Source organism: Chloroflexota bacterium, from assembly GCA_034717495.1.
Classification (GTDB): domain Bacteria; phylum Chloroflexota; class Anaerolineae; order JAAEKA01; family JAAEKA01; genus JAYELL01.
In genome coordinates this window covers 1-17,901 of record JAYELL010000101.1, presented here as the reverse complement: position 1 = coordinate 17,901, position 17,901 = coordinate 1, and the positions used below count along the sequence as shown (strand labels likewise).

At 56.2% G+C, this 17,901-nt stretch carries 16 protein-coding genes; 1 reads left to right on the top strand and 15 read right to left on the bottom strand.

Annotation, left to right across the window (positions count from 1 at the left end):
• Nucleotides 1-510: 510 nt before the first annotated feature.
• From recR to dnaX, 3 genes are all read right to left on the bottom strand, one after another.
• Nucleotides 511-1,110, bottom strand: a complete 600-nt coding sequence (gene recR, locus U9R25_17915; GenBank protein MEA3337776.1) for a recombination mediator RecR — start codon at nucleotides 1,108-1,110, stop codon at nucleotides 511-513.
• Between the two features lie 19 nt (nucleotides 1,111-1,129).
• A complete protein-coding gene (locus U9R25_17910) occupies nucleotides 1,130-1,426 on the bottom strand; it encodes a YbaB/EbfC family nucleoid-associated protein (protein ID MEA3337775.1) in 297 nt (98 codons plus the stop codon).
• 117 nt (nucleotides 1,427-1,543) lie between these two features.
• Nucleotides 1,544-3,235, bottom strand: coding sequence for a DNA polymerase III subunit gamma/tau (gene dnaX / locus U9R25_17905; GenBank protein MEA3337774.1), 1,692 nt, complete (start codon nucleotides 3,233-3,235; stop codon nucleotides 1,544-1,546).
• A gap of 134 nt (nucleotides 3,236-3,369) precedes the next feature.
• Between dnaX and U9R25_17900 the strand changes: the two genes are divergently transcribed.
• Nucleotides 3,370-4,890, top strand: a complete 1,521-nt coding sequence (locus U9R25_17900; protein MEA3337773.1) for a hypothetical protein — start codon at nucleotides 3,370-3,372, stop codon at nucleotides 4,888-4,890.
• Nucleotides 4,891-4,964: 74 nt separating this feature from the next.
• Here U9R25_17900 and U9R25_17895 read toward each other — a convergent pair whose 3' ends face one another.
• The 12 genes from U9R25_17895 to U9R25_17840 all read right to left on the bottom strand — a co-directional run bounded on the left by U9R25_17895 (nucleotide 4,965) and on the right by U9R25_17840 (nucleotide 17,461).
• Entirely contained in the window at nucleotides 4,965-6,176 is a 1,212-nt protein-coding gene (locus U9R25_17895) for a carbohydrate kinase family protein (GenBank protein MEA3337772.1), read from the bottom strand.
• 80 nt (nucleotides 6,177-6,256) lie between these two features.
• Nucleotides 6,257-6,565: a metal-sulfur cluster assembly factor gene (locus U9R25_17890; GenBank protein MEA3337771.1), complete on the bottom strand. Its 309-nt coding sequence runs from the start codon at nucleotides 6,563-6,565 to the stop codon at nucleotides 6,257-6,259.
• Between the two features lie 19 nt (nucleotides 6,566-6,584).
• Complete coding sequence (locus tag U9R25_17885; GenBank protein MEA3337770.1) at nucleotides 6,585-6,905, bottom strand: non-heme iron oxygenase ferredoxin subunit; 321 nt, start codon at nucleotides 6,903-6,905, stop codon at nucleotides 6,585-6,587.
• Between the two features lie 39 nt (nucleotides 6,906-6,944).
• Entirely contained in the window at nucleotides 6,945-7,331 is a 387-nt protein-coding gene (locus tag U9R25_17880; GenBank protein MEA3337769.1) for an SUF system NifU family Fe-S cluster assembly protein, read from the bottom strand.
• Between the two features lie 223 nt (nucleotides 7,332-7,554).
• Complete coding sequence (locus U9R25_17875; GenBank protein ID MEA3337768.1) at nucleotides 7,555-8,799, bottom strand: cysteine desulfurase; 1,245 nt, start codon at nucleotides 8,797-8,799, stop codon at nucleotides 7,555-7,557.
• A 128-nt stretch (nucleotides 8,800-8,927) separates the two neighbouring features.
• A complete protein-coding gene (locus tag U9R25_17870; GenBank protein MEA3337767.1) occupies nucleotides 8,928-9,773 on the bottom strand; it encodes a sulfurtransferase in 846 nt (281 codons plus the stop codon).
• A 150-nt stretch (nucleotides 9,774-9,923) separates the two neighbouring features.
• Complete coding sequence (gene sufD, locus U9R25_17865; protein MEA3337766.1) at nucleotides 9,924-11,273, bottom strand: Fe-S cluster assembly protein SufD; 1,350 nt, start codon at nucleotides 11,271-11,273, stop codon at nucleotides 9,924-9,926.
• 52 nt (nucleotides 11,274-11,325) lie between these two features.
• Nucleotides 11,326-12,741, bottom strand: a complete 1,416-nt coding sequence (sufB, locus tag U9R25_17860; protein ID MEA3337765.1) for a Fe-S cluster assembly protein SufB — start codon at nucleotides 12,739-12,741, stop codon at nucleotides 11,326-11,328.
• 143 nt (nucleotides 12,742-12,884) lie between these two features.
• A complete protein-coding gene (sufC, locus tag U9R25_17855) occupies nucleotides 12,885-13,718 on the bottom strand; it encodes a Fe-S cluster assembly ATPase SufC (GenBank protein MEA3337764.1) in 834 nt (277 codons plus the stop codon).
• Between the two features lie 27 nt (nucleotides 13,719-13,745).
• A complete protein-coding gene (locus tag U9R25_17850; protein MEA3337763.1) occupies nucleotides 13,746-14,462 on the bottom strand; it encodes a MarR family transcriptional regulator in 717 nt (238 codons plus the stop codon).
• Nucleotides 14,463-14,929: 467 nt separating this feature from the next.
• A complete protein-coding gene (locus U9R25_17845; GenBank protein ID MEA3337762.1) occupies nucleotides 14,930-16,903 on the bottom strand; it encodes a hypothetical protein in 1,974 nt (657 codons plus the stop codon).
• Nucleotides 16,904-17,146: 243 nt separating this feature from the next.
• Nucleotides 17,147-17,461: a hypothetical protein gene (locus U9R25_17840; protein MEA3337761.1), complete on the bottom strand. Its 315-nt coding sequence runs from the start codon at nucleotides 17,459-17,461 to the stop codon at nucleotides 17,147-17,149.
• Between the last annotated feature and the right edge of the window lie 440 nt (nucleotides 17,462-17,901).

The window sequence follows — 17,901 nt, the reverse complement described above, 5'->3', positions numbered from 1 at the left end:
ATGTGCTATCCACACGAGAAAGCAGTCTACCACATCTCCGAACACTTGTCAAGCCCCGATCTCAACGAAACCGGCGCCTGTCGTGCCAGCCGCGGTGACTACCCACAGCGCTTCCGATTATCCGCTGTTAACTTCCTGCCCAGGCTTACCGCCTGCGCAAGAAAGAATGTTACCACATCCAAACCTGATTGTCAAATCCCACTTCCGGACAAAAAAACCGGCAGCCAAGGCCGCGGTCGACAATCCAGAAGACCTGTTCACTCAGGTCCAGATGTCATATCCTGCAGCTACTGAGGCATATGCCTCATCACTACAGGAAATTCTACCACACAGGTTTTCCCCTGTCAAAATCTCAAGTCAATAGATCAGGCCCGATTTCTACCTTCGATTTCTTTTCCGACCATCGCAAACAATGGTTCAAAATCACCTGGCCCCAGATGTTGTACAGGAAACAGGTGGTGCCACAACATCTTGCCCGCCAGCCTGCGCCAAACAGACCAGAATCGTTCTTTACATCTCACGCCGGCCTTCCAGCGCCCGGCTCAGGGTCATTTCATCTGCATATTCCAGATCGCCCCCGACCGGCAGGCCGTGAGCCAACCGTGTTACCCGTATCCCTAAAGGTCCAATCAAATGGGCCAGGTACATGGCCGTTGCCTCCCCCTCAAGGTTGGGGTTGGTCGCCAACAGCACTTCATCTACCGGCTCCACCTGCAGCCGGGCCAATAATTCGGCAACCCGCAACTGTTCTGGCCCCACCCCATCCACAGGCGATATGGCACCATGCAATACATGATATACGCCACGATAGGCCCGGGTTCGCTCAATCGCCAGAACATCAGACGGTTCCTCGACCACACAGATCACCGAGCGATCCCGTTCCTCACTGGTGCAGATAGCGCATGGACTCGTCTCGGCAATGTTATGGCACCGCTCACAGAACACCGTACGCTCCCGAAGCTCGCGCAGGGCATCGGCCAGCACAAACACCTCTTCCTCGGGTGCTCGCAACATATAATAGGCCAACCGTGCCGCCGTCTTGGGCCCAATCCCGGGCAACCGAGATAGCGCGTCGATGACATTGGCTATTGGCGTGGCTACCTTCTGCATCTCTGATCCTCAACCGATATTATCCAAGAAGACCTGGAATATCCAATCCGCCCGTAAGGGCACCCATGCGATCAGATGCCAGACTCTGCGACTGTTCGATGGCCTCGTTGACAGCAGCCAGGATCAAATCCTGCAACATTTCAACATCATCCGGGTCCAGCAATTCCGGCTCGATGGTTACAGACTCAAGACGCTGGTTGCCTGTTATCACCATTGTGACCACGCCGCCCCCTACAGAGACCTCCACTGTCTCATCGCTCAGAGTTTCCTGAGTTCGCGCCATCTCTTCCTGAAGTTGGCGAATCTGATCCAGCATGCCACCGCCGCCAGGCAGTGATTTTTTACCCCCTTGAGGCCGGGATCGTTTGATCTTCTTTTTCGCCACAGTTAATCCTCCATCACCATGAAAGTTTTCAATCCAGTCAGGATTCCGTCAAGATCCGGTGGGACCAATCTTGCTGGTCACGGCACCCAGGTTTTCACGCGCGTGCTCGGCAACCGGATCATCGCTCAAGTCTTGCTCTTCAGGCCCCTGCGGCACGGCGGGTGTTGGCGCCGGACGGTGTACCGGTTCGCTGACACCTGTAACCTGGGTACCGACCTGACAATGCAAGCGAACCATCTTGCCGAGTATCTGTCCAAGCATCTCCTGGAGAAACGCCTTGTTAGCTGGCCGTTCAACCACGGTCTTGGCAAACTCATGTTCGAAGGCAAAGTAAACATCATCCCCCTGGGCCACCACATTGCGCAATGTGCGCAATGCACCTCGCAGAGAAGCACCGCTTTTCTCCTCCGCTGCGAAGAGCAATGGGGTCCAGTTGGCGCGCAGAGTCTCCACAATATCCTCTTCCGGAACCGGTGCGTCCGCTTTGGGCAACGGTGGCCCAGCGCTTGCCTCGCGGCGTTCCGACGGACTCTGCTCCCTGCCAAAGGTTTTTGGGACCGAAACCCGTTCCGTGGCGGCCGCTCGGGAAATCGGCGGTGGGGCCGCCACGGACAACGAACCTGTCGGAGCCAGAGCGGCACCCATCGACGGCTCAACCACCTCAAGCCAGGCCAATTCAAGCACCAGCTGGGGATAGGGAGAGTCCCGCATTTCCCGGCTTGCCTGGTTTATCGCGCGAATGGCCCGGGAAACAGTCCCGGCCTCCAGTTCGTCTGCCTGGGTCTGTACCACCGCCAGCTGTTGTTCCGAGAGGTCAGACAAGATATCCCTGGCACCTTCACCACCAACCCTGACCAATAACACGGAACGCAGGTGGGCCACCAACTGCAGGGCCAGTTGGCGAAGATCGATTCCCTCGTTGGCCATCTGATTGACCAGGGCAAGGCCGCCGCCGGCATCCCTGGCGACCATATAGTCCACGATCTCGGCGATGGCTTGCCCCGAGATGGTTCCCCGGACTGCCTGCACCTGAGCTTCAGTAATTACCTCCCCGCCGTAAGATAGCAGTTGGTCGATGAGACTGATGGCATCCCGCATACATCCTTCGGAGCTGCGAGCAATCATCTCCAACGCAACCGGCTCTGCAGCACGCTCTTCTTGTTCCAAAATGTAGGCCAGTCGTTCGACAATCAGATGGCTGGGAATACGGCGAAAGTCAAAGCGCTGGCAGCGAGACAGAACAGTGTCGGGGATCTTGTGAGGTTCGGTGGTAGCCAACACAAAGATAACGTGAGCCGGAGGTTCCTCCAGGGTTTTCAACAAGGCATTGAAGGCCTCGGTCGTCAACATATGCACTTCATCGATGACATAGACCTTGTAGCGAGCCAGGCCAGGGGAATAATGAACCCTGTCTCGAAGATCGCGGATCTCGTCGATCCCTCGATTTGAGGCAGCGTCGATCTCGATCAGGTCCAGCAGGGAACCCTCGGTGATCGCCTGACAGATTTCACAGGTGTTGTCTGGCCGATCGCCAGGATCCTCTTCAAGACAATTCACCGCCTTGGCCAACAAACGCGCCGTGCTGGTCTTTCCCGTTCCCCGGGGGCCCGTAAACAGATAGGCATGAGCGATCCGCCCATCACGTATAGCGTTTCGCAACGTGCGAGTCACATGTTCCTGCCCAATGACCTCTTCAAATGTTTGGGAACGCCATTTGCGGTAAAGCACCTGAGTTGCCATGATTTGGTCTCCAGATTCCGCCGGGAAACAGACTCGATCGCCCGTTCTAAAGCAGCCTCTAGTGTAACATCCCAGCAGACTTCTGGCAAATGGTTTTGTTGTTCTTACATGTCAGTTACTGTATAATCCTCGCCATGAGCGACCGCCATTCGAAGATCATTACCTCCTTCCAGAATCGGTTGGCGCTGGAAAACGCCATCCGCTCGTTTGCCGATACCAGCGACGACCAGGAACTCTATGAGAAGGCCCAGGGCATTGCTGAACAACACGGTGAGCAGGCGATTCCGGCGATGCTGGCAGCCCTGAATACCTCCAACCCTCAGCTTCGGGGCGGGTTGGGATACCTGTCCACATTTTTCGATCAGGACAGAACCATCACCGCGCTGAGTGCGGTGGCTCGCGACCGCAGTGAGCCTGATCAGGCTCGCATGAGCGCCATCATGATTCTGCAGCGCTATCTGGGTGTGGAACCTGATGAAAGTATGTATGCCAACATGGCCTCCCCTGAGAAATTGGCTCTCCAGTCCCTACAGCAAGTGCTTGCGGAGGTACCGGCAAACCCATCGATTCTGCTCGATTATCTGGGACAACTCAGCTTTGAGCCACTCGATGTTCTCATGACGATGGTCCAGAGTACGCGCCGACTTTCCGAAGGGGAGAGAGTCGAGCTTTTGCGGCTGTTCGCTCAGGATCCGCACACCCCCGCAGCCAGCGAGGCCCTGGGAATCCTTGGTTCCACCATCAACCGTGAGGCAAGCAAAGCCCTTCAGGAACTGATTCCTACGCTTCCGCCGGACCGGAAGCCCGAAGCCCGACGCGCGCTGCAGAAGCTGCGTCTGCAGGGCATAGCTGTGACGCCCCCAGCCCCACCTCCGGCTGCCAGCCGTTGTCTCGCCAGCCCTATTGATATCATGGGCCGTCAGCTCCTGTGGTTTTGTGTACCAAATGAAGATGAAGAGACCTGTGCCGTGCTGCAACTGCAGATCACGGGACAGGCTGGAATCGTCGATGCGCTGGGCAATCTTTCGGTGCCCAATGAAACCCTTCCACCAGCCATGTCGAAAGGCACGCTCCATGCTGCCGACAAGTCCTTACCGGGACTCACCTGGCTTGAAGCGCCTTTTGACTATGGACGGCGGCGGGTCCTGGATGGCTTATCAACCAATTGGCTTCACCGGACCACGCCGTCGCTGGCTTACAGATTCCATAATGTTGCGCTCTGGCGTTGGTCGCCGCCCCAACCTCGGCCAACCAGTGCTGAACCCCAGCCGGTTGCCCCGGAGGAAACCCTCATTCTGTTGGATCAGGTTGCAATGGCGGGTTGGGTACTTCTGTCCGAACGGGTTTTTGAAGCCGCGGAAGCAATGTTGGAGACTGGCAAGGAAATAACACCCGAGCAGTTCGAGAGAGGGGTTGAGCAGCTTACTCGCACTGAGTTCGCGGATCAAAGCGCCCAACAGGCACTAGTGAAGACCAGTCTGAACAAAATGAGCGAGTGGCTCGCACTGGCGGGCGAACAGACAACAGCCGACCTGGCAGCCGCGACAGCCTGGAGCCTCGATCGATCCCCCGAAGGCCACCCATTCCTGCTGGCAGTCACAGCCCGCGGACTGCGCAGCATATTGATCGCCCTGGCACAGCCGCACCGCTCATAACAAGAATGCCAGGCCTTTTCTCCTGACCTGACACACCCCTACACTGTGTTTTTCGGTTGAACGGTGCTCGACCTTCAAGTCCGCCGTTGCCCTGTCGAGCTCTCTTTGGCCCACAGTGCATTAGCTTCGTCGAAGTGCCAACCCGCTGCATCGATTGCCAGGTGCCGCTTTGCCCAGCCTGCAGCGACGCGATCCAGCGTGGCCTGCCATGAACGTATCCCGCTAAGGCTATCGGCAGCTTCTACATTGCAGGCGCCGACCGCTGTCGCCATGACCAGCGCCTTTTCAGGAGACAGGTCCCGAAGCAAGGCGCTGAGAAATCCCGCGATGGTGGAGTCGCCGGCGCCCGTGGTGCCAACTTCCCCGACCTGAAATGCCGGTGCCCACAGTTCTCTGTTGGCCCATGCGCCAGGGTTCGAGGGTTTAGCGCGGCCAATCGCCGCTAACTCCGCTTCCCCGCCTGTACGCAGATAGATTCCCCGGTCTCCCAGTTTGATGCCAACGATTTTGGTGCCCATTTCCAGAAGCTGGCTACTCAAATCGTTTAGCAACTGGGGCGTAACCAGAGGCAGGATATCGATTCCCCCCGCGTTCTGCTGCAGATCGTCAAAGGTGCCTCGCCGCAGCATGAACAAGATCTCCTCAGCGCTGGGCAGGAATATGTCCACTGACGGCAAGGTGTCCTCAAGAATGCGCTGCCAGGGTGCCCGTCCACTGGGGGATGTTGGATCAGGCAGGGATAGATCCAGCGAGGTCGTAACGCCGGCAGCCTTGGATCGCTGGTAGATATCTATCAGCTCCGATCCCCCATTTTGATACATCGATTTCATGATCGGCGGGTATCCAAAATGGAAAAGCCGGCTCTGCGCCACCAGATCATAGCGAACATCGTCGGCGAAAAAGCTGTCATTGGCCCCTGGATAATGCAGAAAGATTCGGTCTACCTGCGGCGGGTTGATCACCACGCTATAGGAAGTCTGCGCGGCGGAGTCGACAACCATGCCATCCACAAGACTGGCATCAAAGCCGCTGATAATCTTTCTGATTGCCTCGCCGAAGAGATCGTCCCCGATTTTCCCCATCAACTGGGTTTGAATGCCCAGCTTGTGAAGAACGAGCCCGGTGTTCGATACAGCGCCGCCTGTGGAAAATGCCACCGGGCCTGCTTCCAACAGGCGCCCGGGTTGAAACATGCTTTGAAACTCGTCGGGCGGAATGTTGGCCAGATCAGGGATCACGTCAACACAGATATGTCCGGCAACGACTGCATCCCACATCTCAGCCATGGATCCTTGCCCTTCCTGAAAAAACGGACCGCCCTGGTTCAGGTTCGGTCCGTCTGCTGTTTCAAACCCGTCAAATCTGGTCAAAAGATACCCAACTCATCCTTGGCCCAATCACTCATCATCTCGGGCGACCAAAATGGCTGCCACACGATGTTGACGTTGACTGCCTCCAACTCAGGAAAATTGCTCGTCACAGCCACCTTGACCTCGCGGATTATCTGGGGGCCCAAGGGACACCCAGGGCTGGTCAGAGTCATGTCGATCTCGGCGATATTTTCCTCGACTTCAACGTCATAGATCAAACCGATATCGACGATATTGAGACCGATCTCCGGATCGATCACGCCCTCTCGGATTTTCTCACGAATATCTTCAGGGTTAACTGCCATTGTTATGCCTCCAACTCACTTACCAGTCTACCGCGAGGAGGATCTCCCCATCTCTGACAACCACCTCGAAGGTCTCAATGGGCTCGAAAGCCGGCATGCTGAGAGCTTCACCTGAGCGCATGTCAAAACGGGCACCGTGACGCGGGCACTCGATCTCGTAGGTACTGATCACCTCACCATCGGCCAACGGTCCACCGTCGTGGGTACAGATATCCTCAACAGCGTAGTACGATGAATTATCGACGTTGAAGACCGCAACCTCGATTCCATCGACTTCCACCCTCTTTCTGCCGCCTGCAGGCACCTCACCCACGGCAGCGACACGGACGTATATTGTCATATGTCTTTTTCTTTCTCAAACAAGCTTATTCGACTGCCCTTATTCGTCGCTCGGCCAGCCTTCGATGCCCCAGACTCCGGCTTTGAGTGCCTTGAGGGGCAAGAGTGCGCACTTCATGCGCACCGGGCCAATCTCGATACCGAGCAGGTCCAGGATATCATCCTTGTTCCATTCGCGCAGTTCATCCAGGGATTTCCCCAGGATTTCCTCGGTCATCATGGACGCTGCAGCCTGACTGATGGCACAGCCGCGTCCATCGAATGCCACCTGCACGACCTTATCATCCTCGATCTTCAGTTCGAGGGTGATCTCGTCACCACAGAAAGGATTGTGGTCGTGGTAAGAGATATCTGCGTCGTCCAGGTGACCCTTGTTGCGCGGATAGCGGTAATGGTCGAGTATTTCCTCGCGGTATAGTGCATCCATGATTCAGTGCCCAGCGGCCGGTGATCGGTGGCCGGATTTAGAAACTGGAGTTACGCACCTGGTAAAAACAGGGACAAATGACATCCTGAGCCTCGCTAGCACGCCAGCAGGCGGTGCGTGAGCTAGGCGGTCCGGGAGGACTTCGAAGGGCGGCATTTGATCCGTTCGCACACTTCGATCGCTCCCTTCGGTCGCACTCAGTATGCGAACTGCGTAACTCCAATTAGAAACTAAACAACTCCTGAACCTTTTCGAGGGCAAGGACCAGACGATCCACCTCTTCAGGAGTATTATAGACGTAAAAACTAGCGCGAGCGCTCGCGATGATGCCGTAACAATCGTGAATCGGCTGCGCACAGTGATGCCCTGCTCGAACAGCAATGCCCTCGTGATCCAGGATGGCAGCAATATCGTGGGGGTGAATCCCTTCCAGGGTGAAGGCAACCACGCCACCCCGTTCTTCCGCAGCAGGACCAAGGATACGCAACCCCTCAACCTCCGCCAGTCGTTCCATAGCGTAGGCTACCAGCGTGCGCTCGTGCTGTTGAACCCAGTCCATGCCCAGGCTGGACAAGTAATCCACAGCAGCGCCCAAACCAATGCCCTCGGCAATCGCCGGCGTACCTGCCTCGAACTTCCAGGGCAACGAGTTCCACTGGGAGCCATCCATCCGCACCTCGCGGATCATGTCGCCGCCGCCCATAAAGGGTGGCATCGCCTCCAGCAATTCCTGTCGACCATGGAGAACGCCACTGCCTGTGGGTCCCAGCATCTTATGCCCTGAGAAAACCTGGAAGTCGGCCCCCTGGGCCTGCACATCCACAGACATGTGGGGAACACTCTGCGCGCCATCCACCAGAGTCAATGCACCCACTGCCCCGGCTGCTGCCACCATCTGCTTCACCGGATTGATAGTGCCCAGCACGTTAGACATCGCCACGAAAGCAAACATTTTTGTGCGCTCCGTAAGCAGCTCGTCCAGCAGGTCGAGGCGAAGGTGGCCTGCAAGGTCGATAGGCACGTAACGCAGGGTGGCGCCCGTTCGCTCACAGATGATCTGCCAGGGAACGATGTTGGAGTGATGCTCCATCTCCGTGACCAATACCTCATCGCCAGGCTTCAGGGTGCCCATTCCCCAACTGTACGCCACCAGGTTGATCGCCTCAGTGGCGTTGCGGGTAAAAATGATCTCCTTGCTGCTTGAAGCATTGACGAAGCGAGCAATGCGCTTGCGAGCGCCTTCGTAGAGCGCCGTCGCCTCTTCGCTCAACGTGTGTACCCCCCGGTGCACGTTGGCATTGGTCAGACGGTAATAACCATCCATTGCCTGGATGACCGCCAGCGGCTTCTGTGAAGTGGCCGCATTATCCAGGTAGGCTAGCGGGTGGCCATGAACCTGCCGCTGGAGAATGGGGAAATCGGCTCGAATCTCTTCGATTATGCTGTCTTGTGGGATAGCGACTACCATCGTAACACAGGATTTCTAGCCGGATTGAGACCGGCGTTGATAGGTCAGGCTGCTTGCCTTGACCGCGTTGAATGTCCGTCATTATCGCGCCTATCTGATACGGAGGCAAATACAGGCATCACTTCCTGCTATTTTTCGACCGGTACGCCTACCAGGTTGCCCCATTCTGTCCAGCTACCATCGTAGTTACGAACATTGGGGTAGCCCAACAGGTAATTGAGCACAAACCAAGTGTGGCTGGAGCGCTCCCCGATGCGGCAATAGGCAACAACATTGTCGTCAGGACTGAGCCCTTGCTCCTCCTCGTAGATGGCCCGCAACTCGTCGGCCGATTTGAAGGTACCATCCGGATTGGCAGCCCGGCTCCATGGAATGCTCCTGGCTCCGGGGATGTGTCCGCCACGCAAAGATCCCTCTTGCGGATAGTTGGCCATATGGAGCAACTCACCGCTGTATTCGCCCGGAGAGCGCACATCAACCAGGGGAAGGCCGGCCTCGACATGGCTCAGTACTTGATCGCGAAAGGCACGTATCCTGTAATCAGCCCGGTCTGGTGCCCGGTAGTCGGTTGCTGGGTAGGAGGGCACATCCTTGACAAACGGCTTCCGCTCAGCCTCCCATTTGGCGCGCCCACCATCCATGATCCTGGCGTTGCTATGGCTGAAAAGCTGAAAGACCCAAAAGGCATAGCAGGCCCACCAGTTGTTTTTGTCACCATAGAAGATCACTGTCGTGTCACTGCTGATGCCGTTGGCTGTCATCAGGGTCTCGAACTTTTCCCGGTTCAGATAGTCACGGCGCAACTGGTCGTTTAGATCTTTCTGCCAGTCGATTTGGACCGCGCCCGGGATATGTCCCAGGTCGTATAATAGAATATCTTCGTTGGACTCAACTATTCGAATCGAGGGATCTTCCAGATGCTCAGCTACCCAACCCGTAGTTACCAATACCTCAGAATGCACATAACCTTTCATCGTATCCTCCTAAAATCGCGAAATGGCCAGAAAACAGTAACCAGTAGACCGTGTGCTGTGATCGGTTTTCAACAGCCTGTGCAGGGCGTTGAAAACTGAGTCAGCAATCACTGTCGACTGGTTACTGAATACCGATAACTGATTTACGAACTACATGTGGATCTTTCTGGCAATCACCTGTTCCAGCTTCCGGCGGACACCTTCCACGGGCACCCGATTGAGCACTTCCTCGAAGAAACCGACGACGATCATCTGCTCCGCCTGGAATCTGCTGAGCGTCCGCGATTGCAGATAGAACAGGTACTCCGGCTCGATCTTGCTGACGGTAGCACCATGGGTACAGCGCACATCATCAGCCTCGATCTCCAGTCCAGGGATGCTGTCAGCCCGTGCGCGGCGATCCAATATCAGATTGTCGTTCTTTTGGAAGGCATCGGTCTTTTGGGCATGGGGCCAGACCTTGATGGCACCGGAATAAACGGAACGGGAGCGGTCCCGCAGCGCGCCCTTGAACAGCAGGTCGCTGCTACAGCGCTCGGAGAAGTGATTCTGCATTGTGTGGTGGTCAATGTGCTGGCGGCCGCTGGGGAAAAACAGGCCCAGCAACTCGCCGTGACCACCCGGCTCCAGCAGCTGCATCTCCAGGTTGATCTTGCTCAAGCGGCTGCCCCACGAACTCAGAAGCCAGGTAAGCTGCGCGTCCCGCTTCATCTGAGCCTGCTGCGTACTGAAATGCCAGGTTTTGGTATTCCAGTTCTGATTGTGCATGTAGCGAACCACCGCCCCCGGCTCGGCCACGATCTCCACCACACCGCTGTGAAAGCCTGCGCCGTCGTCCTGGCTGATCAGGTCGTCGACGAAAGCAACCTGGGCACCCTGCTCGGCAATGATCAGGGTATGGGCAAAGTCAGCCTGGCCCTCGCGTAGAGAGGTCACCGAGTGAAGAGGCTGCTCAATCTGGACATTGCGCGGCACGTAAAGCAGGGTGCCACCCGTCACCAACGCAGCATGCAGGGCCGTGAATTTATTGCTATCCACGGGCACGTTATCGGTCATAAAATAGCGCTGAATCAGCTCCGGGTGCTGTTGCATCGCTGTGCCCAGATCGGTGAAGATAACCCCCTGGGCAGCCATGGACTCGCTCAACTGATGGTAGCGCAAGGTGCCGTTTTCGTTGACCATGGCACCGGCAGCATCGATGGAATCCAGCTCATCGCGCAGATATTCTGGCAAGCCTGCTCGATCGGTCAGGGTCTGCTGCCTATCCAGGCCAGCGCCATCCGCCAGGGCATACTCATCCGTGTTGAAGCCGGTGAGCCTGGTTCGGCGCCACTCTTCCTCGTTGCCGGTCGGCCAGGGAATCTCCTCGTAAAATCGCCAGGCCCGCCGGCGAAGATCCAGGAACCAGTCCGGTTCGTTTCGCTGGGCGGACAGGATCGCAACCGCATCCTGGTTAAGGCCCACAGCGGACCCCGCCCGTTCCTCTGCTATTACAGTCATACCGTTCAATTGCCTCCGCACTCAAATATCATGGTTATCCGGGGCCAACAGGCTACCCGATACTGCCTTCCATCTGAAGCTGGATCAGGCGATTCATTTCCACGGCATATTCCATGGGCAGTTCTTTGACCATGGGCTCGATGAAGCCGCTGACGATCATGGTGGCAGCCTCTTCTTCGCTCAAACCGCGGCTCATCAGGTAGAATAGCTGCTCTTCGTTGACCTTACTGACACTGGCTTCGTGTCCCACCTGAACATCCTGTTCATCGACCTCGATGTAGGGATAGGTGTCGGACCGGCTCTCGCCGTCCAGCAACAGCGCATCGCATACGACGGTTGACTTGGATCCTGATGCACCCTTGGCAACCTTGAGCAAACCACGGTAGGCAGCCCGTCCACCATCCTTGCTGATCGACTTGGAGATGATCTTCGAAGAGGTGTTGGGCGCGCCATGCACTACCTTGCCACCCGCATCCTGGTATTGCCCCTTTCCGGCAAAGGCAATCGACAGAATCTCGCCATGAGCCCCGGGGCCCATCATGTATACCGCAGGGTATTTCATCGTTACCTTGGAGCCCAGATTGCCGTCGATCCACTCCATGGTGGCGTTTTCTTCGGCTATCGCTCGTTTGGTAACCAGGTTGTAGACATTATTGGACCAGTTCTGGATCGTCGAGTAACGGCAGCGGCCATCTTTTTTGACGAAGATCTCGACGACAGCGGAATGAAGAGAATCGGTCGCATAAATGGGCGCTGTACAGCCCTCTACGTAGTGAACATTGGCCCCCTCGTCGACGATGATCAGGGTACGCTCAAACTGCCCCATGTTCTGGGCGTTGATGCGAAAGTAGGCCTGCAAGGGAATATCCACCGTCACACCAGGTGGCACGTAGATGAAACTACCACCAGACCACACCGCCGAGTTCAAGGCGGCGAACTTATTGTCGGACGGGGGAATAAGCGAACCGAAGTACTGCTTGAAGAGGTCCTCGTGTTCCCGCAGACCGGTGTCGGTGTCCAGGAAGATCACACCCAACTGCTTCCACTGTTCCTGCAGGGAGTGGTAGACTACCTCCGACTCATACTGGGCGCCGACGCCAGCCAGGAACTTGCGTTCAGCCTCGGGAATGCCGAGGCGTTCAAACGTATCCTTGATATTGTCCGGAATATCGTCCCAGCTCTTGCCCTGCTTTTCTGTGGGCTTGATGTAGTAATAGATATCATCGAAGTCAATCTCGTTGAGGTCAGCACCCCAGTTGGGCATTGGCTTTGACAGAAAAATGTCGAAAGAGCGATGCCGGAACTCGCGCATCCAGTCCGGTTCGCTCTTCAGATCGGACATCTGGTCGATAATCTCGTGGTCGATGCCCTTGCGCGCTTTGAAGACATAGTCTTCCGGCATGCTGAAGCCGTATTGATATTCCTGCTTGACGTCTGCCAAGACTTCGCGATCACCTGCAGTTGCCATACTGTACTCCTCTTAGAGACTGTTTGAAAAGTTGTATCCAATAGCTCGAAATGCCCTCAAGCTGCGCTACCAGGCATCAGATCACCCGTTTCCTGGCCAGGTTGACAATCAACTGGTAGCTTTAGCAGCCTTGCATGGCCTTTTCAAACAGCTGTCTGGGCGGGCACCGGCTCCGCGCCGCCGAACTCCTCTCGCACCCAATTGTAGCCCTTCTCTTCCAACACAAGTGCCAGCTCAGGGCCACCACTCTTGACGATACGGCCATTGTAGAAGACGTGGACGTAATCGGGCTGAACGTGGTTAAGGATGCGCTGGTAGTGGGTGATCAACAAGATCCCCAGGTCTGGCCCGGCCAGCTTGTTGACGCCGTCAGAGACCACACGCAAAGCATCGATATCCAGACCACTGTCGGTCTCGTCCATGATGGCGATCTTGGGCTGCAACATGGCCATCTGCAAGATCTCGACCCGTTTCTTTTCACCACCGCTGAAACCCTCGTTCAGATAACGGCGGGCAAAAGAACGATCGACATGAAATTCGTCCATTTTGTCCAGCAATTCCCGGCGGAATTCCCGCATCGGCATCAGGTTGGACCCGATGACCCCAGGTTTCTCCTTGTCGGCCGACTCGTCGGTATAACCCCGAACATTGCTGACGGCCGTTCGCAGGAAGTTCGCCATACTCACGCCTGGCACGGCCACCGGATACTGGAAGGCCAGAAAGAGGCCCTGGCGAACCCGCTCGTCGGGGGAAAGCTCCAGGATGCTCTTGCCGTCCAATAGTATATCACCCGAGGTGACCAGGTAGTGAGGATGGCCCATGATGGCATAGGCCAGGGTACTCTTGCCTGAGCCGTTTGGACCCATAACAGCGTGAACCTCACCCTGCCGGATAGTCAGGTTGACACCCTTCAGGACTTCCAACTTGCCGTCGGCGACGTTGACATGCAGATCCTTGATTTCCAGTTCGCTTGTCATGACTTTGCGTTTTTGCTCCTGTTTGCGTTATTGTGACGGCAGGTCTCGCGACTCGCCGTTGAGGTTACGATCTGTCAATGTTGTGTCCCCTGTTTCCACCAGCGAGCTTTCGCTGATGACAAACTGGCAACTGTGAGAACCATCGTGGATGCAGTTGCTAAGAGTTACTTCGGTGCCCAGCACCTTCTCGAACACGCTGCGCTCCATTTCGCAAACATCGCGGTGGGTCGCTGCCAGTTCGTGATAGGGACAGTTGTATTCGTGCAGGATAATGACATCACCGTTGGCTCCCATTTCAACGCCCGACATGACACCCCGTTGGTCGAGCAAGGTCGAGAGCTCCCGCACCCGGTCACCAATGACCCGGCCTTTCAACTGGTCACCGTACTGATGGGCCATCTTTTCGCCCATACGATCCAACAGATAGCGCAGCTTTTCGTCACCATCTGTTGCCACCAGCTCCGAGATCAGCAACAGGGTAAACTCATCGGAATGGCAGGCAAACAGATTGTGGGCGCGCGGGGTAGGGGTATAGACGTTACGGGGCCGGCCTACCCCTCGACGTTCCTTGGACATAGTCACCAGCCCTTCGGCCGCAAGATTGGACAGCTGCTGCCGAACCGCGGTCGCCGTGACGCCCAGGGCCCCTTCTATGTCTTTAATGCTGGCAGGGCCATGCCGCAAAAGATGTTCCAAAATCTGGCCTGACGGCGAAGCACTTTTCGAACTACTGATAGTTAACATGATCATCACCCGTGCACTTGTCACTCAGTTCATACCTATTGCCCAAGTATAGCCATCGCACGCCTTTTTGTCAAATTTACATGCGAAAATTGTTTAAACATCGTGACCCCACCACAAACCAGATCGGATAAGGGACAGGAACCGTCCGAACATCGAAGGATGTATTCCCAAGTCCTGGTCATACTCACCTGGTAATTCGTATCAGTTCGCACTTCCTTCGCAACCCACCCGTCGAAAATCACCCTGAGTGAGCGATGGCCCCAGTCGAATTCCCTTGAGGCACTCTCAATACACCTTCGCTGAGCCGCAGGCGCTGTGTGCGATCTGCGTTACTCCAGTTAATCAGCAGCATTGACCTGAACCAGAAAAGTGCCGAGCCTCTCGCGAGACTCGGCACTGTGTAATCGGATACTAATCGGCGCTGGATTTACAACGTCACCAACCCCGACAAGTTCTACCTGGGCACACTAGCCAACCGATGGCAGTCGCCGGCGCAATAGCACGCCGGCAGCCAGGATACCCAGGGCGCCTGCAGCTACCAGCCCGGGCAACAGCGTGTTAGGTGCCTCCCCTGAAGCATCCATGGATGACAGTGTCACCGCGGTGGGCGCTTCGCAGCCTGACACCGAGACCGGGCCGGTCACGCTGGTCGCGCCACTGACGTCCACATCCTCGATCCAGTACCAGTATTCCGTATCTGGTTGGGCCGAGGTGTCCAGGTACTCGTAGCTATGCCCCTGGCTGGTCGGTCCCTGGGAGGGGATCAGCTCGGGATTGACCCGGACGGCCTCGCCGCCGGCCGATTGGGCCCGCAAGACGTTGAAGCCCTCGTTGTCGAACTCCATGGCGGTGGTCCAGCTGATCAACAGGCTGCCCCCGCTGCAGGTGGCTTCCAGATCACTGAGCAGCGCCAGCACCGGCTCGAAGACGCAATTGGTAGCGTCATTGCTGGAGATGCTGGGCGCCGGGCTCATCAGGTACCACTGGGGAGGACTGGCGGTCAGGATGATCTTATAAACCTCGCCGTTGTTGCGGTAGGCGTTGATGTCATTACCATCGGTCCATATGCCGCCATACGGGTGGCCGCCAGGCATGGCTGGAATGTTGCTTAGATGGGCCGACGTGTGGCTGCCGTTGGGAATGTCGATAAAGAGCTTGTAGACCTGACCAGACTCGGTTACGGTAAACCAACCGCCGGTGACGGGATCCCAGGCCAGATCATGGAAGAGGGGGATGGTGATGGCGCCCAGGCTCGTAGCTGTCGCCGGCCTTGTGCTTAGATCGATGGCCCAGAGTTCCCGTGGATTGACGCCCGCCCGCTGCACGATATAGTTGCCAGCGCCATCGGTGCCGCCCGCGTAATAGCTGCCGCCTGGCAGACCGGAAACCGTACCCATATCATGGACATCGCCGTTGGCATCGACCCGTACCAGGTGATTGTCGCTCGTATGGATGCCATAGATGTAATTATCGAATCGATAGTAGCCAATGGCATTGTAGATCACACCGGGGTCGTCGCCGATCATGGTCAGGGTATAAGGAGAGGTCGAATCGTCCAGCTCAAACAGGGGCGTGGAATCGTCGCCAAGACTGACATAGACCTCATCGGTGCAACTGAAAGGTGGACCGGTCAGCGGTGGCACAATCGGCTCATCCCGCACGTCGAAGTTCAGGGTCTTATCGCCGCCACCACTGTTGACGCGCGCCTGGAAATTGCCTCCCCAGAATGAATCGCTGGTGCCGCCGTCCCATTCACAGGCCACGCCAGGTGTCGAAGGATCGACACAGTTAGGCGATTGGCCTTCCCAGGCAAGGCAGATGCCAGTCTCGGGCATGGGCTCGTCGATCTGCCCATCGCAATCCAGATCCAGGTTGACAAACATTCTGCTGACGATCTCTGCCTCACAGTTGCCACCACAGGAGGAGGTGTCATAGACATCCTGGCTCAACACCTGCAAGTCGGAAGGTCCGCCGCCGTTGGGCGGGTCCCCGTAGGGTGTGAAGGCGGTCTTCGGCTGATATGTCTTGTCAGCACTATTGACCGCCCCGTCGTTGTTGCGGTCACACGAAACCAGTTTCCAATCGCGTGTTGCCACGAATCCTGGCGCGCCTGCCGGGTTGTTGTCCTCACGGTAAAGGCCAATCTCGATCTCCCCCGCCCACGGTGTGCTCGTGCCGGCCCCACAGGCATCGGGGTGCTCGTCGTTGTCGAAATCCAGCTCCACGTAAAATGGTTTCCACGTGCCGTCGAATGCGATACTCACATTGCCGTTCTCATATTTATTTGCGCCCTCATCCCACGAATCGGGAGGGTCCAGAACCTCGAGAGCAGCAAAAACGCTGGTAGCGGCCAGCAGAATGACAATCAGAACTACTATGGTGCGAGAGAGCAAACCTTTGCCCGCGGTAAACATACCCTTATTGCCCTTGAAAAATGGCATTGTATCCCTCCTCAGAGATGCGCCAGGCGCTGAACCATGCTGCCTGAAAGATCGAAGTTGCACAGCCTCGGCGCAAGCAAGACGATCATTTACCCCTTGACCCCTGTGCCGCAGGTTTCTATAGCAAGCTTCCTGTTTGTAAAATAGAATTCTCGGTCACAAAAACTGAGGTAACCCAATGTTAAGCGGAAACGACCGATGGTCACATTGGGTCACCTTTATCCTACTGATCCCTATATTATATTATATTGCCGTTTCTGGGTAATAGGGAATTTGCTTGCGATTGTTGAAGATCTGGGCCCACTTCATGAGGTCAAGGATCAGGCCAAGGCCAACCCATATCCAGTCCCAGCCGCTGACGCCGCCGAGCGGGGTCCAGACCAGGATGTACATGATGGTGGTGTAGGGCAAAAAGATCCAGCCCAGCACCGGCCAGATCCACGAGTCGAAGGCAAGACTCATCCTATCACCAAAGATCGCCATGATGATCAATACCAGTCGGGGCGCAATAGCAGCTCCCATCGCCAGTAGACAACCACATCCCAGAGCTACTAACATAGGAATTCCTCCTTGAGAACGAGAACGAACGATATGGACAGTTTGATGAGCCAATTATAGCTCCTTTACAAGCCCTCGTCAAACGTTGCAACCGGCGAATCTCCGAACGCTGTTCATAGAGACCTCCCAGGCATCCGAAATTCACGGCTTATCCCGGTCCGTCGTTCTCCACTCTTTGCTCATGCCTGCCTCCCGGTGTAGAATGTTACACCGAAAGACATGACCGCTGATCGATCCAAACAAGATCAGCGAAAATCTGCGCCGGAGGTCTGCGTAAATCAGCAGTGAAAAGAATAAAAACACAACCGCAGATGACGCAGATGGACGCAGATCAATCCAAGAAAGATCAGAAAAGATCGGCGATAGTCTGCGCCGGAGGTCTGCGTAAATCTGTGGTCCTCCGGTTTGTCCAGGTTAGGAGAGAAACACAGCTATGAAAG